At 61.8% G+C, this 19043-nt stretch carries 22 protein-coding genes; 9 read left to right on the top strand and 13 right to left on the bottom strand.

All coding sequences use genetic code 11. The features are described from left to right. Positions 1–45 precede the first annotated feature (45 nt). The 4 genes from CYD26_RS17680 to trmB all read left to right on the top strand — a co-directional run bounded on the left by CYD26_RS17680 (position 46) and on the right by trmB (position 2298). Positions 46–417, top strand: coding sequence for a DUF423 domain-containing protein (locus CYD26_RS17680; protein WP_065758184.1), 372 nt, complete (start codon positions 46–48; stop codon positions 415–417). Between the two features lie 103 nt (positions 418–520). After that, positions 521–721: a sulfur carrier protein ThiS gene (thiS, locus tag CYD26_RS17685; protein WP_065758231.1), complete on the top strand. Its 201-nt coding sequence runs from the start codon at positions 521–523 to the stop codon at positions 719–721. Between the two features lie 50 nt (positions 722–771). Further along, on the top strand, positions 772–1566 hold the full coding sequence (locus CYD26_RS17690) for a thiazole synthase (RefSeq protein ID WP_065758185.1): 795 nt from the start codon (positions 772–774) through the stop codon (positions 1564–1566). Positions 1567–1575: 9 nt separating this feature from the next. After that, on the top strand, positions 1576–2298 hold the full coding sequence (gene trmB, locus CYD26_RS17695) for a tRNA (guanosine(46)-N7)-methyltransferase TrmB (RefSeq protein ID WP_102053216.1): 723 nt from the start codon (positions 1576–1578) through the stop codon (positions 2296–2298). A 36-nt stretch (positions 2299–2334) separates the two neighbouring features. On the opposite strand, the gene CYD26_RS17700 is transcribed toward trmB, so the two are convergent. From CYD26_RS17700 to CYD26_RS17740, 9 genes are all read right to left on the bottom strand, one after another. Beyond that, on the bottom strand, positions 2335–2658 hold the full coding sequence (locus tag CYD26_RS17700; RefSeq protein ID WP_065758187.1) for a DUF3392 domain-containing protein: 324 nt from the start codon (positions 2656–2658) through the stop codon (positions 2335–2337). Between the two features lie 9 nt (positions 2659–2667). Next, entirely contained in the window at positions 2668–3882 is a 1215-nt protein-coding gene (gene hemW / locus CYD26_RS17705; protein WP_065758188.1) for a radical SAM family heme chaperone HemW, read from the bottom strand. After that, the gene (rdgB, locus tag CYD26_RS17710; protein ID WP_065758189.1) at positions 3879–4475 is read right to left on the bottom strand and encodes an RdgB/HAM1 family non-canonical purine NTP pyrophosphatase; all 597 of its coding nucleotides are present in this window, start codon (positions 4473–4475) and stop codon (positions 3879–3881) included. Before rdgB ends, hemW begins: the two co-directional genes overlap by 4 nt. After that, positions 4472–4906 (bottom strand): DUF4426 domain-containing protein, encoded by a 435-nt coding sequence (locus CYD26_RS17715; RefSeq protein ID WP_065758190.1) that lies wholly within the window; start codon positions 4904–4906, stop codon positions 4472–4474. Before CYD26_RS17715 ends, rdgB begins: the two co-directional genes overlap by 4 nt. A gap of 26 nt (positions 4907–4932) precedes the next feature. After that, entirely contained in the window at positions 4933–5553 is a 621-nt protein-coding gene (gene metW, locus CYD26_RS17720; RefSeq protein WP_065758191.1) for a methionine biosynthesis protein MetW, read from the bottom strand. 7 nt (positions 5554–5560) lie between these two features. Continuing rightward, the gene (locus CYD26_RS17725; protein WP_065758192.1) at positions 5561–6700 is read right to left on the bottom strand and encodes a homoserine O-acetyltransferase; all 1140 of its coding nucleotides are present in this window, start codon (positions 6698–6700) and stop codon (positions 5561–5563) included. Between the two features lie 152 nt (positions 6701–6852). Continuing rightward, positions 6853–7443, bottom strand: coding sequence for a YggT family protein (locus CYD26_RS17730; protein WP_065758193.1), 591 nt, complete (start codon positions 7441–7443; stop codon positions 6853–6855). A 10-nt stretch (positions 7444–7453) separates the two neighbouring features. Continuing rightward, entirely contained in the window at positions 7454–8272 is an 819-nt protein-coding gene (gene proC / locus CYD26_RS17735) for a pyrroline-5-carboxylate reductase (protein ID WP_099773330.1), read from the bottom strand. 36 nt (positions 8273–8308) lie between these two features. After that, positions 8309–8995, bottom strand: a complete 687-nt coding sequence (locus tag CYD26_RS17740) for a YggS family pyridoxal phosphate-dependent enzyme (RefSeq protein WP_099773331.1) — start codon at positions 8993–8995, stop codon at positions 8309–8311. Between the two features lie 65 nt (positions 8996–9060). On the opposite strand from CYD26_RS17740, the gene CYD26_RS17745 reads away from it, so the two are divergent. Next, entirely contained in the window at positions 9061–10095 is a 1035-nt protein-coding gene (locus tag CYD26_RS17745; protein WP_102053217.1) for a type IV pilus twitching motility protein PilT, read from the top strand. On the opposite strand, the gene CYD26_RS17750 is transcribed toward CYD26_RS17745, so the two are convergent. Continuing rightward, positions 10092–10715 carry a C40 family peptidase gene (locus CYD26_RS17750; protein ID WP_065758197.1) on the bottom strand — a complete coding sequence of 208 codons (624 nt, stop codon included), beginning with the start codon at positions 10713–10715 and terminating at the stop codon, positions 10092–10094. The genes CYD26_RS17745 and CYD26_RS17750 overlap by 4 nt on opposite strands. 155 nt (positions 10716–10870) lie before the next feature. Here CYD26_RS17750 and CYD26_RS17755 point away from each other — a divergent pair, with 155 nt between their 5' ends. Continuing rightward, complete coding sequence (locus tag CYD26_RS17755) at positions 10871–11290, top strand: TM2 domain-containing protein (RefSeq protein ID WP_065758198.1); 420 nt, start codon at positions 10871–10873, stop codon at positions 11288–11290. Positions 11291–11311: 21 nt separating this feature from the next. Here the strand turns inward: CYD26_RS17755 and CYD26_RS17760 are convergent, their stop codons facing one another. From CYD26_RS17760 to CYD26_RS17770, 3 genes are all read right to left on the bottom strand, one after another. Then, the gene (locus tag CYD26_RS17760; RefSeq protein ID WP_065758199.1) at positions 11312–12007 is read right to left on the bottom strand and encodes an SPOR domain-containing protein; all 696 of its coding nucleotides are present in this window, start codon (positions 12005–12007) and stop codon (positions 11312–11314) included. Between the two features lies 1 nt (position 12008). Beyond that, the gene (gene argS / locus CYD26_RS17765; protein WP_065758200.1) at positions 12009–13745 is read right to left on the bottom strand and encodes an arginine--tRNA ligase; all 1737 of its coding nucleotides are present in this window, start codon (positions 13743–13745) and stop codon (positions 12009–12011) included. 165 nt (positions 13746–13910) lie between these two features. After that, entirely contained in the window at positions 13911–16130 is a 2220-nt protein-coding gene (locus tag CYD26_RS17770) for a primosomal protein N' (protein WP_102053218.1), read from the bottom strand. Positions 16131–16297: 167 nt separating this feature from the next. On the opposite strand from CYD26_RS17770, the gene rpmE reads away from it, so the two are divergent. The 3 genes from rpmE (at position 16298) to CYD26_RS17785 (ending at position 18786) form a co-directional block, all read left to right on the top strand. Beyond that, the gene (rpmE, locus tag CYD26_RS17775; protein WP_065758202.1) at positions 16298–16513 is read left to right on the top strand and encodes a 50S ribosomal protein L31; all 216 of its coding nucleotides are present in this window, start codon (positions 16298–16300) and stop codon (positions 16511–16513) included. Between the two features lie 35 nt (positions 16514–16548). Beyond that, positions 16549–17337, top strand: coding sequence for a thermonuclease family protein (locus CYD26_RS17780; RefSeq protein WP_065758232.1), 789 nt, complete (start codon positions 16549–16551; stop codon positions 17335–17337). Between the two features lie 180 nt (positions 17338–17517). Beyond that, the gene (locus CYD26_RS17785; protein ID WP_065758203.1) at positions 17518–18786 is read left to right on the top strand and encodes a malic enzyme-like NAD(P)-binding protein; all 1269 of its coding nucleotides are present in this window, start codon (positions 17518–17520) and stop codon (positions 18784–18786) included. The last annotated feature ends 257 nt before the right edge of the window (positions 18787–19043 follow it).

Here is a 19043-nt window from a genome sequence, read left to right on the forward strand (position 1 = left end):
ATACAGACCCTCTGCCTCGCCATGGTCCTGACTGGGAGTTGTCTTATGCTTCGTAGTTTCTTGTTGCTCGCTGCCTTTTTCGGTTTTACCGGTGTCGCCCTTGGCGCCTTTGCCGCGCACGGCCTGAAAGCACGCTTGAGCAGTGAGTACCTGGCGATCTTTCAAACCGGGGTCACGTATCAACTGATTCACACCCTGGCCCTGCTGGCGGTAGCGTTGCTTGCCACGCAGCTCCCCGGGCGCCTGGTGGGCTGGGCCGGCGGCCTGTTCAGCCTGGGTATCGTGCTGTTCTCTGGCAGCCTGTACCTGCTGACACTCACCGGCGTCGGCAAGTTGGGCATCATCACGCCACTGGGCGGTGTGGCGTTCCTCGCGGGCTGGTTGTGCCTGGGGCTTGCCGCCTGGCGCCTGAGTTGACTGATCGGTCGAAAACCGGGACGAATGGCGCTGCTTTGCCTTGGTCATCCGCGTGGATCGGGGCTAGAATGCTGGCCCCCTGAAAATAATGGCTGCCGTCCGCATGCGCATTCAATTGAACGGTGAACCCTATGAGCTGCCTGACGGTACGACCGTCGAGGCATTGTTGACCCGGCTGGAGTTGGTCGGCCGCCGGATTGCAGTGGAACTCAACCTGGATATCGTGCCGCGCAGTCAGCACGCCGCCACCGCCCTGCGCGAAGGCGATCAGGTCGAAGTCGTCCACGCCATTGGTGGCGGCTAGGCCGCCCCGCGATTCACCTGCAAGCCCCTCAACCCCCAAGAGGATTTCCGATGAGCAATGTTCGTAGCGACAAGCCTTTCACCCTGGCTGGCCGTACCTTCCAGTCGCGCCTGCTGGTGGGTACCGGCAAGTACCGTGACATGGAAGAAACCCGTCTGGCCATCGAGGCCTCGGGGGCTGAGATCGTCACCGTCGCCGTGCGCCGTACCAACATCGGCCAGAACCCGGGCGAGCCGAACCTGCTCGACGTGCTGCCGCCAGACCGCTACACCATCCTGCCGAACACCGCCGGTTGCTATGACGCCGTCGAAGCCGTGCGTACCTGCCGCCTGGCCCGCGAACTGCTCGATGGGCACAACCTGGTGAAGCTGGAAGTACTGGCGGACCAGAAGACCCTGTTCCCCAATGTGATCGAAACCCTGAAGGCCGCCGAAGTGCTGGTCAAGGACGGTTTCGACGTGATGGTGTACACCAGCGATGATCCGATCATCGCCCGGCAACTGGCTGAAGCTGGCTGCATTGCCGTGATGCCGCTGGCGGGCCTGATTGGCACCGGCCTGGGCATCTGCAACCCGTACAACCTGCAAATCATCCTGGAAGAAGCCAAGGTGCCTGTGCTGGTCGACGCCGGTGTCGGTACCGCGTCGGACGCGACCATTGCCATGGAGCTGGGTTGCGAGGCCGTGCTGATGAACTCGGCGATTGCCCATGCCCAGCAGCCGATCATGATGGCCGAGGCCATGAAACATGCAATCGTTGCCGGCCGCCTGGCGTACCTGGCCGGTCGTATGCCGAAAAAACTCTATGCCAGCGCCTCGTCGCCGCTGGATGGTCTGATCAAGTAAGAGCACCCGATGACTGAATCGCAACAACCGCCGATCTCTCCTGAAGGCGAAGAGCGTCAACACCGCCGCATCAAGAGTTTTGTGATGCGTGCCGGCCGCATGACTGAAGGCCAGCAGCGTGGCCTGGACCAGGGCGCGCCGCTGTTTGTCCTGCCGCTGAGCGACAGCCCGGTGGATTTCGACCAGGTTTTCGGTCGCGCCGCTCCGCGCACGCTGGAGATTGGTTTCGGCATGGGCCATTCCCTGCTGGAAATGGCCGCTGCTGCGCCTGAACAGGACTTCATCGGTGTCGAAGTGCACCGGCCGGGTGTCGGTGCGCTGCTCAATGGCGTGCTGACCCAAGGCCTGAAGAACCTGCGGGTGTATGACTGCGATGCCATCGAAGTGCTGAACAAGTGCGTGGCCGACAACAGCCTTGATCGCTTGTTGCTGTTCTTCCCGGACCCTTGGCACAAGAGCCGTCACCACAAGCGGCGCATTGTTCAGCCGGCATTCGCCGAACTGGTACGCAGCAAGCTGAAGGTCGGTGGTGTGCTGCACATGGCCACGGACTGGGAGCCCTATGCTGAGTACATGCTGGAAGTCATGAACGTTGCACCGGGTTACCGCAACCTGGCAGCAGACGGCAAATGCGTACCGCGTCCTGAAGAGCGCCCGGTTACCAAGTTCGAGCGTCGCGGTGAGCGGCTCGGGCATGGCGTCTGGGACTTGAAGTTCGAGAAGCTGGCGTAAGCCTCTGCGCGAGCCGGCACTGCCGGCTCCTGCAGGTCAGCGGCGGTCGGCGACAACGCCGATCAGCACCAGTACCACCAGCAGTACCGGTGCCAGGGCATAGTTGTTGAACTGGCTCAGGCCGCGCACCACCCAGGGTGTGGCATAGATCAGCGCTGCACCACTGCCGATCAGGCACAGCAGGGCCATGAACGGGACGCGCAAGGCGCCCGCCAGATTGCCGATCCGTTGTTCGATCCAGCCCTTGATATCCGTGCCGAACAGCACCAGCAGGCAGCCGACCAGCGCCAAGGAAATCTCCGACAGGTTACTGCGGCTCCAGCGGGAAACGGTTGAGAGCAGGTCGAGTACCAAGTCCATTCGCAATCCTTAGGTCAAGAAATACTGCAGCAGGTCGTTGAGGAACAACTGGCCGCGTGGCGTGGCTACCAGTCGCGTCGGTTCGACCTGCAAAAGTCCCTTTTGTTCGGCTTCGCGACGTGCCGCCGCCAACTGTTCCATCGGCAGCCCGGTACGCTGGCTGAACAGCTCCGCGTCCACCCCTTGAGTCAGGCGCAGGGCGTTCATCAGGAACTCGAACGGCAGCTCGTCTACGGGCAACAGCTTTTCACCCGCCTTGAAGGCTTTGGCCGGGTTCAGGTAGTCCTTGGGCAGGCGAGTCTTCCAGGTGCGCACGATGCGCCCGTCCGGGTGGCTGAGCTTGCCATGGGCGCCCGCGCCAATACCGATGAAGTCGCCGAAACTCCAGTAGTTCAGGTTGTGCCGCGCAGCACGCCCGGGTTGGGCGTAGGCGGACACTTCGTACTGGGCGTAGCCATGCTCGGCAAGCAGGGCCTGGCCGGCTTCCTGGATGTCCCAGAGGATGTCGTCTTCGGGCAGCACCGGTGGCTGGTTCCAGAACACCGTGTTCGGCTCCAAGGTCAGCTGGTACCAGGACAGGTGGGTCGGGCCCATGGCGATGGCTTGGCGCAGGTCGCTCAGGGCGTCATCCAGGGACTGATCGGGCAAACCGTGCATCAGGTCCAGGTTGAAGTTGTCGAACCCGGCCCGTCGTGCCATGTCGGCCGCACGCACGGCTTCTTCACCGTTGTGGATACGCCCCAGGGCTTCGAGCTTGGCCTGTTGGAAGCTCTGGATGCCGATCGACAGGCGGTTGATGCCCAGTTGCCGGTAGGCGGTGAACTTCTCCTGCTCGAACGTTCCGGGGTTGGCCTCCAGGGTGATTTCAATGTCACTGGCGAACGGGATGCGCTGTTCGACACCGGCCAGCAACCGGCCCAGTGCTTGTGCGCTGAACAGGCTAGGGGTGCCACCACCGAAGAAGATCGAACTCAGCGGCCGGCCATAGACGGCAGGCAACTCCTGCTCAAGGTCGGCCAGGAGTGCGTCGACATAGGCCTCTTCCGGCAGCTCGGCACTGGCCGCATGAGAGTTGAAGTCGCAGTACGGGCATTTGCGCACGCACCAGGGGATGTGGATATACAGCGCAAGGGGTGGCAGCTGTGGCAGCGCCAGCCGAGGTGCCTGGGAGCTGAACCCAGCCTCGCTCAGGTGCAGAGGCTGTGCTGGTGAATGCTCGGTCATGCCAAGCCCAGGCGCTGTCGCAGCAGGCTCATGGCGCGAGCACGGTGGCTCAGCTGATTTTTCTCGATTGGGTTCAGCTCGGCGCTCGAGCAGTTGCGTTCCGGCACCCAGAACAGCGGATCATAACCAAAGCCGTTGGCACCGCTGGCTTCGGTCAGGATGCGACCGTGCCAGAGACCTTCGCAGAGAATGGGTAGCGGATCGTCAGCGTGCCGTACCAGTGCCAGCACGCAAACGAACTGGGCCGTGCGCTGGTCGTGCGGAACGTCCTTGAGAACGTCGAGCAGCTTGGCGTTATTGGCTGCGTCGCCCTGGCCATCGGCGTAGCGTGCCGAGTAGATGCCTGGGGCGCCACCGAGGGCGTCCACGGCCAGCCCTGAATCGTCGGCCAACGCCGGCAACCCGGAAATACGCGCCGCATTACGGGCCTTGAGGATGGCATTCTCAACGAACGACAGGCCGGTTTCCTCGGGCTCTACGCTACTGAATTCACCGATTGAACGCAGTTGAACCGAGTCGCCGAGCATGGCCTGGAGTTCTTTCAGTTTGCCGGCGTTATGGCTGGCCAATACGAGCTGTGGAAAAGTCATCATTCGCCTGGGAATACTTCCTGGTTAAAGCTGAAACTGTTGGTTTTGCCAGCGGCACCGACAGTGACCGTGAAGGTATAGGTTTCTGGCTGCTGCACCGGGAACTGGGCAATGTAGTACGTCGCGCCCTGATCATTGATCTGCTTGAAGGTCAGGTCGGTCTTGCGGCTGGTCAGGTCACTGACCGTGCCGCTGACCGAGGCGGCGCTGGGCTTGCCGTCCTTGAGAACGGTGATGTTCAGCACGCCCTGGTTCTTGCTGCGTACAAGGCCAGCAGCCTGGGCCGTCGCCGGTTGCAGGAAGCCGGAGTTGAAGACGCTGTAGTGAACGGTCACATCACCGAAGACTTCCTTGCGCTCGGGCTTGGCGGCATCGGCAGCCAGGACCGGGATGGCCAGGCACAGGCTGCATAGAAACAGGACTAGACGGCGCATGATCGTACTCCTCGAAAAGGGCGGGGTTAAACCGCGACCTGATGTTCCTGCAGGCCCGGGCTGTTGACACGGTAAATGCCGATCTCACCTAGTAGATTAGGCCAAAGCTTGCTTGCCCACCCGTGGCGGTGCAAGTGGTCTACTGCCAGGCGGTCGAGTACTTGTGCCCGGCGCTCGCGGCACAGCGCCTCGAAGTCTTCAAAGGTGCAGAAGTGGATGTTCGGCGTGTTGTACCAGGTATACGGCATGAAGTCCGACACCGGCATGCGACCTTTGGTCGCCAGGTACCAGCGGCAGCGCCAATGACCGAAGTTGGGGAAGGTGATGATGCACTGGCGACCGACCCGCAGCATTTCGTCGAGAATCCGGTCCGGGTATTCGACAGCCTGCAGGGCCTGGGTCATGACCACGACATCGAAGCTGTTGCTGGCAAAGTTGCCCAGGCCCTTGTCGAGGTCCTGTTCGATGACGTTGACACCCTTGGCCACGCACTCGGCGATGTTGTCGGGGTCGATTTCCAGGCCGTAGCCGGTTACCTGTTTGTTGGCGCGCAGCGAAGCCAGTAGCTCGCCATTACCGCAGCCAAGGTCGAGTACCCGGCTGCCAGCGGGGATCCAGTCTTGGATGATTTCCAGATCGGCTCTCATGGGGTCCTCAGAGGGCAATGCGGTTCATGTAGCGGGAGAAGGCCTGCAGGTACCGTGGGATCGGGATCAGGAAGGCATCGTGGCCTTGTGGTGCATCGATCTCCAGGTAGCAGACGTTTTTCTTCGCGGCCATCAGTGCGTCGACGATCTCCCGCGAGCGGGCGGGCGAGAAGCGCCAGTCGGTGGTGAACGACATCACGCAGAAATCGGCTTTGACGCCGGCCAGGGTCGCGGCCAGGTCACCCCCGTGGGCGGCGGCCGGGTCGTAGTAGTCCAGGGCCTTGGTCATCAACAGGTAGGTGTTGGCGTCGAAACGCCCCGAAAATTCTTCGCCCTGATAGCGCAGGTAGCTTTCAACCTGGAATTCCACGCTGTGGAAGTCGTAGTTGAGCTTGTCGCTTTTCAGTTCGCGGCCAAACTTCTCGCCCATCGAGTCATCGGACAGGTAGGTAATGTGCCCGACCATGCGCGCCAGCATCAGGCCGCGCTTGGGGATTACCCCGTGCTCCTGGAAGTAACCGCCGTGAAACTCCGGGTCGGACAGGATGGCCTGGCGCGCCACTTCGTTGAAGGCGATGTTCTGTGCCGAGAGTTTCGGTGCCGAAGCGATAGTCAGGCAGTGGCGTACCCGCTCGGGATAACTGATGGTCCACTGCAGCGCCTGCATGCCGCCGAGGCTGCCGCCAACGACCGCCGCCCAGGTGCTGATGCCAAGCCGGTCGGCCAGGCGTGCCTGGCTGTGTACCCAGTCTTCCACGGTGAGCACCGGGAACTCGGCACCAAAAGGCTTGCCGGTCGCCGGGTTTATGCTGCTTGGCCCGGTGGAACCGTTACAGCCGCCGAGGTTGTTCAGGCTGACGACGAAGAAACGGTTGGTGTCGATAGGTTTGCCGGGGCCGATGCAACTGTCCCACCATCCGGGCTTGCGGTCGTCGGCGCTATGGTAGCCCGCCGCGTGGTGGTGCCCCGACAGGGCATGACAGATCAGCACGGCGTTGCTCGCGCTGCTGTTGAGTGTGCCGTAGGTTTCGTACATCAGGTCGTAGGCGGCCAGCGAACGACCGCAGGCCAGGGCCAGGGGATCGCTGAAGTGCGCCAGTTGCGGTGTTACCAGACCGACCGAATCTTCGGGAAAGACAGTGGACATCGACCCTGCTCACGCTTAAATGAGGCGTAAGTCTAAAGACCGCTGGGGTGGGGGGCAAGCCGCGTGGTAGATGGCTGGCCTTGCCGACGAAGCCATGTGAATTCATCGTCGGCAAGGCCGCCTCTGCGGGCGTGGTGTCGTCAGGCCTGAAATCAGACCAGCAGGCGCAGGATCTCTGGCATTGCGGTCATGGCTGCCAGGTTGTTGATGACCAGCATGTCGATCAGTTTCAGCGCCATGAACGCCAGGATCGGCGAAATATCCAGGCCGCCGAGGTTTGGCAGCAGGCGACGGAACGGGGCCAGGAACGGATCGCAGATCTGGTTGACCAGTTCGGCACCAGGGTTGTGGCTGCCCGGTGCGACCCAGGACAGGATCACGCTGACGATCAGGGCGAAGAAGAAGATCTTCAAGAACAGCGCGGTGACGCCAATGATCGACCAGATCAGCAACTGTACCGGGTTGCCGGTGGTGCCGTAGGCCAGCAACAAGGTCAGGCCCATCAGCAGCAGCTGCACGGCCAGTGCCAGCAACAATGACGACATGTCCAGGCCGAACAGGCTGGGGATGATCCGGCGCAACGGTTTGAGCAGCGGCTGGGTGGCGCGTACGGCAAACTGGCTGAGCGGGTTGTAGAAGTCTGCGCGAACCAGCTGCAGGATGAAGCGCAGCATCACGACCAGCAGGAACAGGCTGCCGAGGGTCTGCAGAATGTAGATTGCAGCGGTGTTCAGTCCGATCATCTTCGGCTCCTTAGTTGCCTAGTTGTTCGGCCAGTTCGGCCGAGCGGTGCGCAGCTGCGCCCAGCGCTTTTTCCACCAGCGCTTCGAATCCATCAGCCTGGAAGGACTTGATCGCCGCCTCCGTGGTGCCGGCTGGCGAGGTCACCCGACGGCGCAATTCAGCTGCGTCGACATCACTGGTAACTGCCATTTGCGCGGCACCCAGTGCGGTCTGCAGGGTCAGGCGTGCTGCGGTTTCACGTGGCAGGCCAAGTTTCTCGCCGGCTGCAGTCATGGCTTCGATCAGCAGAAAGAAGTAGGCCGGGCCGCTGCCGGATACGGCAGTGACGGCGTCCAGTTGCTGTTCCTGTTCCAGCCACAGTGCGATGCCTACGGCCGAGAGCAGTTGTTCGGCCTGCTGGCGCTGTTCGGCACTGACCTGGGCGGTGGCGAACAGGCCGCTGACGCCCTGGCGCAGTAGCGCTGGGGTGTTGGGCATGCAGCGTACGATCGGCTGGGCGCCAAGCCATTGGTTCATGCTGGCGCAGGTGATGCCGGCAGCAATCGAGACGACCAGTTGGTTCGGCTTGAGGCTGGGTTGCAGGGCCAGGCAAACGGCTTTCATGGCCTGCGGTTTGACGGCCAGCACGATCACGTCGGCGCCGTCGATGGCCTCGGCATTGTCGGCGAACATCTCGATGCCGTGTTCGGCGTGAACTTTGGCGCGTTGTTCGGCGCCAGGGTCGCTGGCGCGAATCTGCGCAGCCTCCAGGCCCTGTGCGCGCAGGCCGCCGATCAGGCTGGCGGCCATGTTGCCGGCACCGATAAAGGCAATACGAGTCTTGCTCATGTCAGGTCCTTGTCGAAAAAGGTGAGTAAAGCAGGGTCAGGGTTGGCCGTAGTCACGGGCGCCAAACAGCGCGGTACCGATGCGCACCCAGGTTGCACCCTGTGCAATCGCCGACTCCAGGTCGTGGCTCATGCCCATGGATAACGTGTCGAGTGGCAAGCCCAGGCTGGCCTGCAGGTCGCGTACCTTGGCAAAGGCTGCATCCTGCGCGGTGCGGTCTTCGGTGGGCTCGGGTATCGCCATCAAGCCGCGCAGCCGCAGCCGTGGCAGCACCGCTATAGCAGCGGCCAGCGCGGGCAGTTCCTCCGGGGTGCAGCCGGACTTGCTGTCTTCGCCACTGACATTGACCTGAATACAGATGTTCAATGGTTCCAGCGATTCAGGGCGCTGCTCGGAAAGGCGTTGAGCGATTTTCAGGCGATCCACGGAATGTACCCAGTCGAAGTGCTCGGCGATAGCGCGCGTCTTGTTCGACTGAATGGGGCCGATGAAGTGCCAGGTCAAGGGCAGGTCGGTTAATTCGGCCTGTTTGCCCAGGGCTTCCTGCAAGTAGTTCTCGCCCATGTCGCGCAGGCCGGCAGCGAAGGCTTCGCGCACGGCGGCGGCAGGTTTGGTTTTGCTCACGGCCAGCAGCTTGATGCTGGCCGGATCTCGCCCGGCAGCCTCGGCGGCACGGTGGATGCGCTCGGCGAGGGTGGAAATGTTGTCTGCTATGGTGGACATGATCGATGCCAGCGGCTCTTTGGGTCTGCGGCATTCTACCTGCTTGGCGGTGTTTGGGGAGTCTTATGGATGTGACTGAACTGCTGGCCCTTGCTGCCAAGGAGGGGGCCTCGGACCTGCACCTGGCGGCGGGTGATGTGCCAATGATCCGCCTGGATGGCGAGATGCTGCGACTGGATTTACCGTCGCTTGAGCCTGATCAGGCGCGGGCGTTGATCGCGCAAATCATGACGGATCAGCAAAAAAAGGATTTCAAAACCCTTCAGGATCTCGATTTCTCCTTTGCCATGGCGGGGGTAGGGCGCTTCAGGGTAAATGCCTTCGAGCAGTTGCAGGGCGTGGGGGCGGTATTCCGGTTGATCCCCTCATCGGTACGTGGCCTGGCTGAGTTGGGGCTGGGTGCTGTTTTCCGGCAAATCGCCGAACTGCGTAGTGGGCTTGTATTGGTGACCGGCCCCACCGGCTCGGGAAAGTCCACCACCCTGGCAGCCTTGATTGATCACCTGAACCGCGAGCGCGCCCTGCATATTCTCACGGTTGAAGACCCGATTGAGTTTATCCACAGCCCGGTGCGTGGACGGATCAGTCAGCGTGAGGTACAGCGTCACAGTCACAGTTTTGCGGCGGCGCTACGGGCCGCCCTGCGTCAGGACCCGGATGTGATCATGCTGGGGGAATTGAGGGACCTGGAGACGATTCGCCTGGCCCTGACGGCGGCCGAAACCGGGCATCTGGTGCTGGCCACCCTGCATACGGGCTCGGCAGCGAAAACCGTTGACCGGATCGTCGATGTATTTGCTGCCGAGGAAAAGCAATTGGTGCGCGCGATGCTGGCGGAGTCCCTGCAGGCGGTGGTCTCCCAGGTGCTGGTGCGCAAACCAGGTGGTGGCCGGGTGGCCGCGCACGAGATCATGCTGGCGACGCCGGCGATTCGCAATTTGATCAGGGAGGGGAAAGTGGTGCAGATCCAGTCTGCAATCCAGACCGGCGGGGCGCTGGGCATGCAGACCCTGGACAGTTGTCTGCAGGGTCTGATGGCAAGGGGGGAGATCAGTGCTGATACGCGCCGGGCGGTGGGATGCGCGCCCGGTGGGTTTTAGCGCTTGGCCAGGTTCAGCTGTTGCTGGTCCTTGGGCAGTACGCGCTTTGCAACCACATAATGGTTCTGCCAGTAAGGCTTGTTCAGCGTATCAATGCTGACGCGCTTGCCGGTGCGTGGCGCATGGATGAAGCGGTCGTTGCCCAGGTAAATGGCAACGTGGTTGACCTTGCGGCTCTTGATGTTGAAGAACAGCAAGTCGCCCGGTTTCAGGTCTTTTTTATCGACCTTGATGCCGTGGCCGCTGGCCATGGCGTTGGAGGTGCGAGGCAGGTCGACTTCATCGATATCGTTGAAGGCGTACTTGACCAGGCCGCTGCAGTCGAAGCCTTTGCTTGGGCTGCTGCCACCCCAGCGATAGGGGGTGCCCAGCGCGTTGACGGCGCGGCTCAGCACATCGCTGCTTTGCTTGGCCGACAGGTTGGCCGTTGATTTTGTCGGTTTTGCACTACGGTTGGCATAGTGGATCGGTGATGCCGAACCTTTGTTGGCGTGTACGCCGGTGGCATTGGCGGTATAGCCAGAGAAGCCATTAGGAAGACGTTGCTCACGATTGGTGGCGTGGGCGGCCAGGGGCAATAATAAGCAAATAGTCAGCCATGTCTTGAAAAGGGGACGCATAGGCAGGGCTCTTGTTGGTTAGCGCGCAACTTTATAACAGCTTTTTTGCGCGGATCTGCCCCGTTGGTCGATTTCGACGGCACCATACGTCGGCTTGCTACTGAAAAGTCACATTTTTGTTTAGAAAATTTTCACATAACCCGCTGAGGCTACGAATGAACAGTTATCAACAGAGCCCACCCTTCCATGACACGCACAGCAAGGTTGTAGGCTATCTGCTGTGGTGCTTCGGTTTTCTCGGTGCGCACCGCTTTTACTATGGCAAGCCAGTCACAGGCACAATCTGGTTCTTTACCCTGGGGTTGCTCGGCATCGGCTGGTTGATCGACCTGTTCCTGATCCCGTCGATGGACCGTGAAGCCGACTTGCGCTTTCACTCTGGGCCTTTGGATTACAACATCGCCTGGATTCTGCTGACGTTTCTTGGGGTGTTTGGCGTGCATCGCATGTACCAGGGCAAATGGATCAGTGGCCTGATCTACCTGGTGACGGGCGGTCTGTTTCTGGTGGGCGTGCTGTACGACTTCTGGACCCTGAACGACCAGGTGTCGCTGAGAAACGCCCAACGGCGCTAAGGCGCCGCTGGGCGAGGGGGCTTACTGGCGGTTTTGGCGCTGCTGCAAGAGCAGGTTGTTGAAGCCGCTACCGGCCAACTGCTTTTGGGCCACGGTCAATTGTTCGCGGTTGCTGAACGGGCCCACCAGCACGCGGTACCAGGTTTCGTCGCGGACCATGCCGGACTCGACCTGCACGGCCTGGCCGAGCAGGATGATCTGCGCACGGACCTTGTCGGCGTCAGCCTGCTTGCGGAACGAGCCGGCCTGCAGGAAGAACTGGGTGGTCGCTGCCGGTTTCACCACGGGAGGTGGCGGTGGCGGCGTTTGCCCCAGCAGTGCGGCCTGGGCCCTGGCGGTGTCGATCTTCGCGGCTTCAGCCGGTGTCACCGGCTGCTGTGGCTGGGCGGGTACCGGCGGGGTTTTCTCCGGTACGGCTTCCGGCGGCACGATGACTTCCGACTCTGGCAGCAAGGTGTAGAAGTCGTATTTCGGCTTCACCGGTTGCTGTGGGCTGGGCGGTGTCTTGTTCGCTTCGGCAGCGCGCTCGGCTTTCTGCTGTTCGGGCTTGCTCCGCTTGACCTCGTCGGTGCTCGGATCAAGCTTCATCAGAAAGACAATGAACGCGCCCACGGTCAGGCCGACAGCCAGCCACAGCCAGCCGGGGATCGGTTTCTTCTCCGGTGCCTGATAGCGGCTGGCGCCGCGCTTGGGGGCGGGCTTTTTCTTGGCTGCCACCTTACATGCGCTCCAGGGTTTCCAGGCCCAGCAGTTCCAGGCCCTGCTTGAGGGTGCGACCGGTCAGTGCGGCCAGGCGCAGGCGGCTCTGTTGCTGTTCGGCCGTTTCGGCGGCCAGGATCGGGCAGTTCTCATAGAAGCTGGAGAACAGGCCGGCGACGTCGTACAGGTAGCTGCAAAGCACGTGCGGCGTACCTTTTTCAGCAACGTTGTTCAGGGTTTCGCCGAATTGCGCCAGGCGTGCCGCGAGGTCGTGTTCCTGGGCGGCTTGCAGGGTGATATGGCCGTCAACTTCGCTGAAGTCCTTGCCCAGCTTGCGGAATACGCCCGCCACGCGGGTGTAGGCGTACAGCAGGTAAGGCGCGGTGTTGCCTTCGAAGTTGAGCATCAGGTCGAAGTTGAAGCTGTAGTCGCTGGTGCGGTGCTTGGACAGGTCGGCGTATTTCACCGCGTCGATACCGACAACCTGGGCGATGGCGCGCAGTTCATCTTCCGCCAGTTGCGGGTTCTTTTCCTTGACCAGGGTGTACGCACGTTCCTTGGCTTCGGTGAGCAGGTCGATCAGCTTGACCGTGCCGCCGTCGCGGGTCTTGAACGGGCGGCCATCGGCGCCGTTCATGGTGCCGAAGCCCATGTGCTCCATGATCATGTCGTTACCGACGAAGCCAGCGCGGCGGGCGACTTCGAACACCTGCTGGAAGTGCAGTGCCTGGCGCTGGTCAACGAAATACAGGGCGCGGTCGGCCTTGAGGACGTTGCTGCGGTAGCGCACGGCTGCCAGGTCAGTGGTCGCGTACAGGTAGCCGCCATCGGCCTTCTGCACGATCACCGGCAGTGGGTCGCCGTCGGCGGTCTTGTACTCTTCGAGGAATACGCACTGGGCACCGTTGCTTTCGACCAGCAGGCCCTTGGCCTTGAGGTCGTTGACCACGTTGATCAGGTCGTCGTTGTAGGCGCTTTCGCCCATGACGTCAGCCATAGTCAGTTTGACGTTGAGCTGCTCGTAGGTCTTCTGGCAGTGCGACAGCGAGATGTCCTTGAAGCGGGTCCACAGCTTCAGGCATTCGGCGTCACCGGCTTGCAGCTTGACCACCAGGCCGCGCGCGCGGTCGGCGAAGGCTTCGGACTCGTCGAAGCGCTTTTTTGCGGCGCGGTAGAAGTTTTCCAGGTCCGACAGCTCGTCGCTGGTGATCGGGTTTTCTTCCAGATAGGCCATCAGCATGCCGAACTGGGTGCCCCAGTCGCCGACGTGGTTCTGCCGGATCACGTTGTCGCCGAGGAACTCGAGTACGCGGGCGACGGCATCGCCGATGATGGTCGAGCGCAGGTGGCCAACGTGCATCTCTTTGGCCAGGTTGGGTGCCGACAGGTCAACGACCACTTTCTGTTGTGGGCCGGCTTTCTGTACGCCAAGTTTGCTGTCGGCCAGCGCGGCGTCGAGGCGTGACGCCAGGGCCTGGGTATTCTGGAAGAAGTTCAGGAAGCCGGGGCCGGCGATTTCCACTTTGCTGACCTGGGCATCGGCGGGCAGGGCCGCGATGATTTTTTCGGCCAGGTCGCGTGGCTTCATGCCGGCCGGCTTGGCCAGCATCATCGCGATATTGCTGGCGAAGTCGCCGTGGGTCTTGTCCCGGGCGTTTTCCACCTGGATCGCCGGCGTAAGCCCTTCAGGCAGCACACCGTCGGTGACGAGTTGGGTGAGGGCTTGCTGGATCAGCTGGCGAATGGTGTCTTTCATGGGATTCTCTTTCGACCGCAAGCGCGGCGGCGCTTGGATGCGCAGGTGGAAAAACTGAACATTATCCGTTGCTGGCACGAGCTTGCCAACCTTTGGGGCTGTCTTGCGTTCGATCCTCTGCAATACGTACTCAAACCGGCCTCGTCGACGATGAGGCCGGATGGGTCAGTAGAGGTCGACCGGGTCCACATCCAGCGACCAGCGTACCTGCCGCCCGCTGGGCATGTGTTCCAACAATAGCAGCCAGGCATTGATCAGCCGATGCAGCGGCGCGCGTGCGTTGGCCTGCAGCAGCAACTGTGCGCGGTAACGACCGGCCCGACGCTCCATTGGCGCAGGTACTGGCCCGAGCAGCTCGATGCCATGCAGGTTGTGCTCGGCCAGCAGTTGTTCGGCGGCGGCGCAGGCTTCATCGAGAAAGCCCTCGGCCTGCCCCGGCTTGTGGGCTTCGGCGCGCAGTAGGGCAAGGTGTGCGAAGGGTGGCAGGCCGGCTGCACGGCGCTCGCTCAGGGCCTGCTCGGCAAAGGCGAAGTAGCCTTGTTCGGTCAGTTGCACCAGCAGTGGATGGTCGGCCAGGTGAGTCTGGATAATGACTCTGCCGGGCTCTTCTGCGCGCCCTGCGCGGCCCGCAACTTGAACGATCAACTGGGCCATGCGCTCGCTGGCGCGGAAATCGCCGGAAAACAGTCCACCATCGGCATCGAGAATGGCAACCAGCGTGACCCTCGGGAAGTGGTGACCCTTGGCCAGCATCTGGGTGCCGACCAGAATGCACGGCTGACCGCGCTGGATGGTGGCAAACAACTGGTTCATCGCATCCTTGCGCGAGGTGCTGTCGCGGTCGACGCGTAGCACCGGGTAGTCCGGAAACAGGATGCTCAGGCGTTCTTCGGCGCGCTCGGTGCCGGCGCCGACCGGGCGCAGGTCGACCTTGTTGCATTGTGGGCACTGGCGTGGCACGCGCTCGTCATAGCCGCAATGGTGGCAGCGCAACTCGCCGGAGCGCTGGTGAACGGTCATCCGCGCATCGCAGCGCGGGCACTCGGACATCCAGCCGCAATCATGGCAGAGCAATGTCGGGGCAAAGCCTCGGCGGTTGAGGAACACCAGTACCTGCTGCCCCGCTGCGAGTGTCTGGCCGATGGCTTGTTGCATCGGGCCGCTGATGCCGCTGTCCAGTGGGCGACTCTTGACGTCCAGCCGCAGAAAACGCGGTGCCTGGGCACCTCCGGCGCGGTGGTTCAGGCGCAGCAGGCCGTAGCGACCCGTGTAGGCATTGTGCAGGCTTTCCAGCGATGGCGTTGCGGAGCCCAGCACGATCGGGATGTTCTCCTGGCGAGCGCGCACCAGTGCCAGGTCGCGTGCGTGGTAACGCAGGCCTTCTTGCTGTTTATAGGAGCCGTCATGCTCTTCATCAATGATGATCAGCCCCGGGTTCTTCATGGGGGTGAACAGGGCTGAACGGGTGCCGATGATGATGTCGGCCTCGCCATCGCGGGCCGCCAGCCAGGCATCCAGGCGTTCGCGATCGTTGACCGCGGAGTGCAATAAGGCGATGCGGGCATTGAAGCGTTGCTCGAAGCGGGCCAGGGTCTGTGGGCCAAGGTTGATCTCGGGGATCAGAATCAGCGCCTGTTTGCCGGCTTCCAGGGCTTCACGGATCAGTTGCAGGTAAACCTCGGTCTTGCCGCTGCCGGTGACACCAGCAAGGAGGAAGGCGTGGAAGCTGTCGAAACCGGCTCGCACGGCGTTGAAGGCGGCGTGCTGTTCCTCGTTGAGCGGCAGTTCCGGTTGTGCCAGCCAATGCTCATGGCGCTGTTGCGGCGCATGGCGGCGTACTTCAACCTGCACCAGTTCTTTGCTCAGCAGCAGGTCAAGGCTGTCTTTGTTCAGGCCCAGTTTGCCGAGCAGGCCGTGGGCGACGCCGTGCGGGTGCTGGGCCAGGGTCGACAATGCTTCGCGTTGGCGTGGTGCCCGGGCAATGCGCGGGTCGTCCAGGCGTGCGCCAGGTGCAATCTGCCAGAAGCGCTCCTGCCGCGCTTCGGCCGGTTCACCCTGGCGCAGAAACACCGGCAGCGCCCAGCTGAAGGTGTCGCCCAGGCTGTGCTGGTAGTACTGCGCGGTCCACAGGCACAGCTTGAAGAAGGCTGGCGGCAGTGGAGAGACCGGATCGAGCAGCGCGATGGCGGGCTTGAGCTTGTCGGCTGGGACGTCACTGTGGTCGCAGACCTCCACCAGGATGCCGATCATTTCGCGGCGACCGAATGGCACACGAATGCGCATGCCGGGTGTCAGTTCGACGCGGGCCATGCTCGCTGGGGCCCTGTAGTCGAACAGTCGCCGCAGGGGCGAGGGCAGAGCAAGGCGCAGAATGACGTCGGACACGCGGTAATTTCTCTGAAGGGGGATTCCTGGACCGCCGAGCCTAGCAGACGACCGCCGGTGCAAGCGACAACTTGCGTCGACCGTCGGCTCTGGTATTATTCGCCGCCTAATTACGTGCGGTATTCAACAATGGTGTTGGATGGCGGCACGCAGTCGAGGAAGTGACCATGAAGCCAGAAATTCATCCAACATACGAAGCCGTTACTGCCACCTGCAGCTGCGGCGCTGTCATCGAAACCCGTTCGACTCTGTGCAAGCCACTGAGCCTCGACGTGTGCTCGCTGTGCCACCCGTTCTACACCGGTAAGCAAAAAGTACTGGACACTGGCGGCCGCGTACAGAAGTTCGCCGATCGCTTCGGCATGTTCGGTGCCAAGAAGTAAGATTGCGCGCAAGGCTAGCCCCTGTGGGCCTGTCAATGCTGCTGAAGAAGGCGTCCCTCGTGGGCGCCTTTTTTATGGGCGCGATTTGGCAGGGCGTCGCCCTGGCGTTCTGTCCTGCCCCGGCCGGCGTACAGTCGGTCAGCGTCACGCAGGTGGTCGATGGCGATACCGTGCGTCTGGAGGATGGGCGCAGCGTGCGCCTGATTGGGGTAAATGCCCCGGAAATCGGTCGCAAAGGCCGCAGCAGTGAACCGTTTGCCGAAGCTGCCCGGCAACGCCTGCAAGCGTTGGTCAAGGCCAGTGGCGGGCGTATTGGCCTGCAGCCCGGCGTGCAAGGTCGCGACAAGTATGGGCGTACACTTGCACATATCTACACACGCAATGGCGACAATATTGAGGCGCAGTTGTTGGCTGAAGGCTTGGGCTATCGCGTGGCAGTGGCGCCTAACGTTGCGCTGGTGACGTGCCAGCAGGACGCCGAGCGAGTGGCTCGCCAGGCGGGGCTGGGGCTTTGGCGCGCACCTGCAGTGCGTACTGCCGGGCAAATCGAACAGTCGGGCTTTGCGCTGATTACTGGCCGGGTTCGGGGCATTGAGCGTAACCGTGGCGGCGTCTGGATCGAAATCGACGAGGGACTGGTGCTTCAGGTCAGCCCGCGCTTGCAGGGTGACTTCCCATCGTCCTTTTTTGAGGGTCTCAAGGGGCGCAAGGTCGAAGCACGGGGTTGGGTGCTGGATCGTTCCCGCAAAGGCGGGCTGAAATCGGGGCAGGCGCGTTGGTTGCTGCCGCTGACTGACCCAAGCATGCTCGAGCGGGTTGATTAAGTAAAAATTGTGGACATTTTTAAAATAAATTGTACACACTGAAAGCCTTGCAGGACGCGGCTCTTGGCTGAAAGTCGTAGGTTAAAGGCCTTGACACTAGTGACCGGGCAGTCTTGTCGGCCCCTTGCTCTTTGCGTATCCTCGGCGGCTCGTCAGAACAGTAAAAGCGGAATGCCCATCATGTCAGATTTGAAAACTGCCGCTCTCGAATACCATGCTCAGCCTCGTCCGGGGAAACTGAGCGTCGAGCTCACCAAGCCTACTGCGACTGCTCGCGACCTGGCCCTGGCCTACAGCCCGGGCGTCGCCGAGCCGGTACGTGAAATCGCTCGCGATCCAGAGCTGGCCTACAAGTACACCGGCAAGGGCAATCTGGTAGCAGTCATTTCCGACGGCACTGCCATCCTCGGCCTGGGTAACCTGGGCCCTCTGGCTTCCAAGCCTGTCATGGAAGGCAAGGGTGTTCTGTTCAAGCGTTTCGCCGGTATCGATGTGTTCGACATCGAAGTCGACTCGGAAAGCCCACAGGCGTTCATCGACACCGTCAAGCGTATCTCCATCACCTTCGGTGGTATCAACCTGGAAGACATCAAGGCGCCAGAGTGCTTTGAGATCGAACGTGCTCTGATCGAGCAGTGCGACATCCCGGTATTCCACGATGACCAGCACGGTACTGCGATCGTGACCGCTGCGGGCATGATCAACGCCCTGGAAATCGCTGGCAAAACCTTGGGCGAGGCGAAAATCGTCTGCCTGGGCGCCGGCGCTGCTGCCATCTCCTGCATGAAGCTGCTGGTGAGCATGGGTGCGCAGATCGAAAACATCTTCATGGTTGACCGTACTGGCGTTATCCACGCTGGCCGTGACGACCTGAACCAGTACAAGGCGGTGTTCGCTCACGCTACCGAGAAGCGCACCCTGTCCGAAGCGCTGGAAGGCGCTGACGTGTTCGTAGGCCTGTCCGGCCCGAACCTGCTGAGCGCTGAAGACCTCAAGCGCATGGCGGCCAACCCGATCGTGTTCGCCTGCTCCAACCCGGATCCAGAGATCTCGCCGGAACTGGCTCACGCCACCCGCAACGATGTGATCATGGCCACCGGCCGTTCGGACTACCCGAACCAGGTCAACAACGTACTGGGCTTCCCGTTCATCTTCCGTGGTGCCCTGGACGTTCGCGCCAAGCGCATCAACGAAGAGATGAAGATCGCTGCTGCCAACGCCCTGCGTGAGCTGGCCAAGCTGCCAGTGCCGAAGGAAGTGTGCGACGCCTACGGCGGTATCGCGCTGGAGTTCGGTCGTGAGTACATCATTCCGAAGCCAATGGATGCTCGCCTGATCACCGTGATCTCCGATGCTGTGGCCAAGGCTGCGATCGAGACTGGTGTAGCAACCCTGCCGTATCCGAAGAACTACCCGCTGAAAAGCGTGGATGACGTGTTCAACGGCTAAGCCGTTGTAGCGCTCCAGCAAAAAGCCCCGGCGCGTGAGCACCGGGGCTTTTTTTGTGCGCCGTAGAAGCCATCGCGGGCAAGCCTGCATCCCGCACCTGTAGGGGCAGGCTTGCCTGCGCTGGCATCGGCGCGGTGCCAGCGAGGCCGCGGCGCCTGCATCGTTGGCAAGCCAACTCCCACAGGAATCCGCGCAGAACAGTGCATCTCTGTAGGATCAGGCTTGCCTGCGATGCAGGCGCCGCGATAGGGCTTGTA

This window comes from Pseudomonas sp. FFUP_PS_473, from assembly GCF_002858665.1.
Classification (GTDB): Bacteria; Pseudomonadota; Gammaproteobacteria; order Pseudomonadales; family Pseudomonadaceae; genus Aquipseudomonas; species Aquipseudomonas defluvii.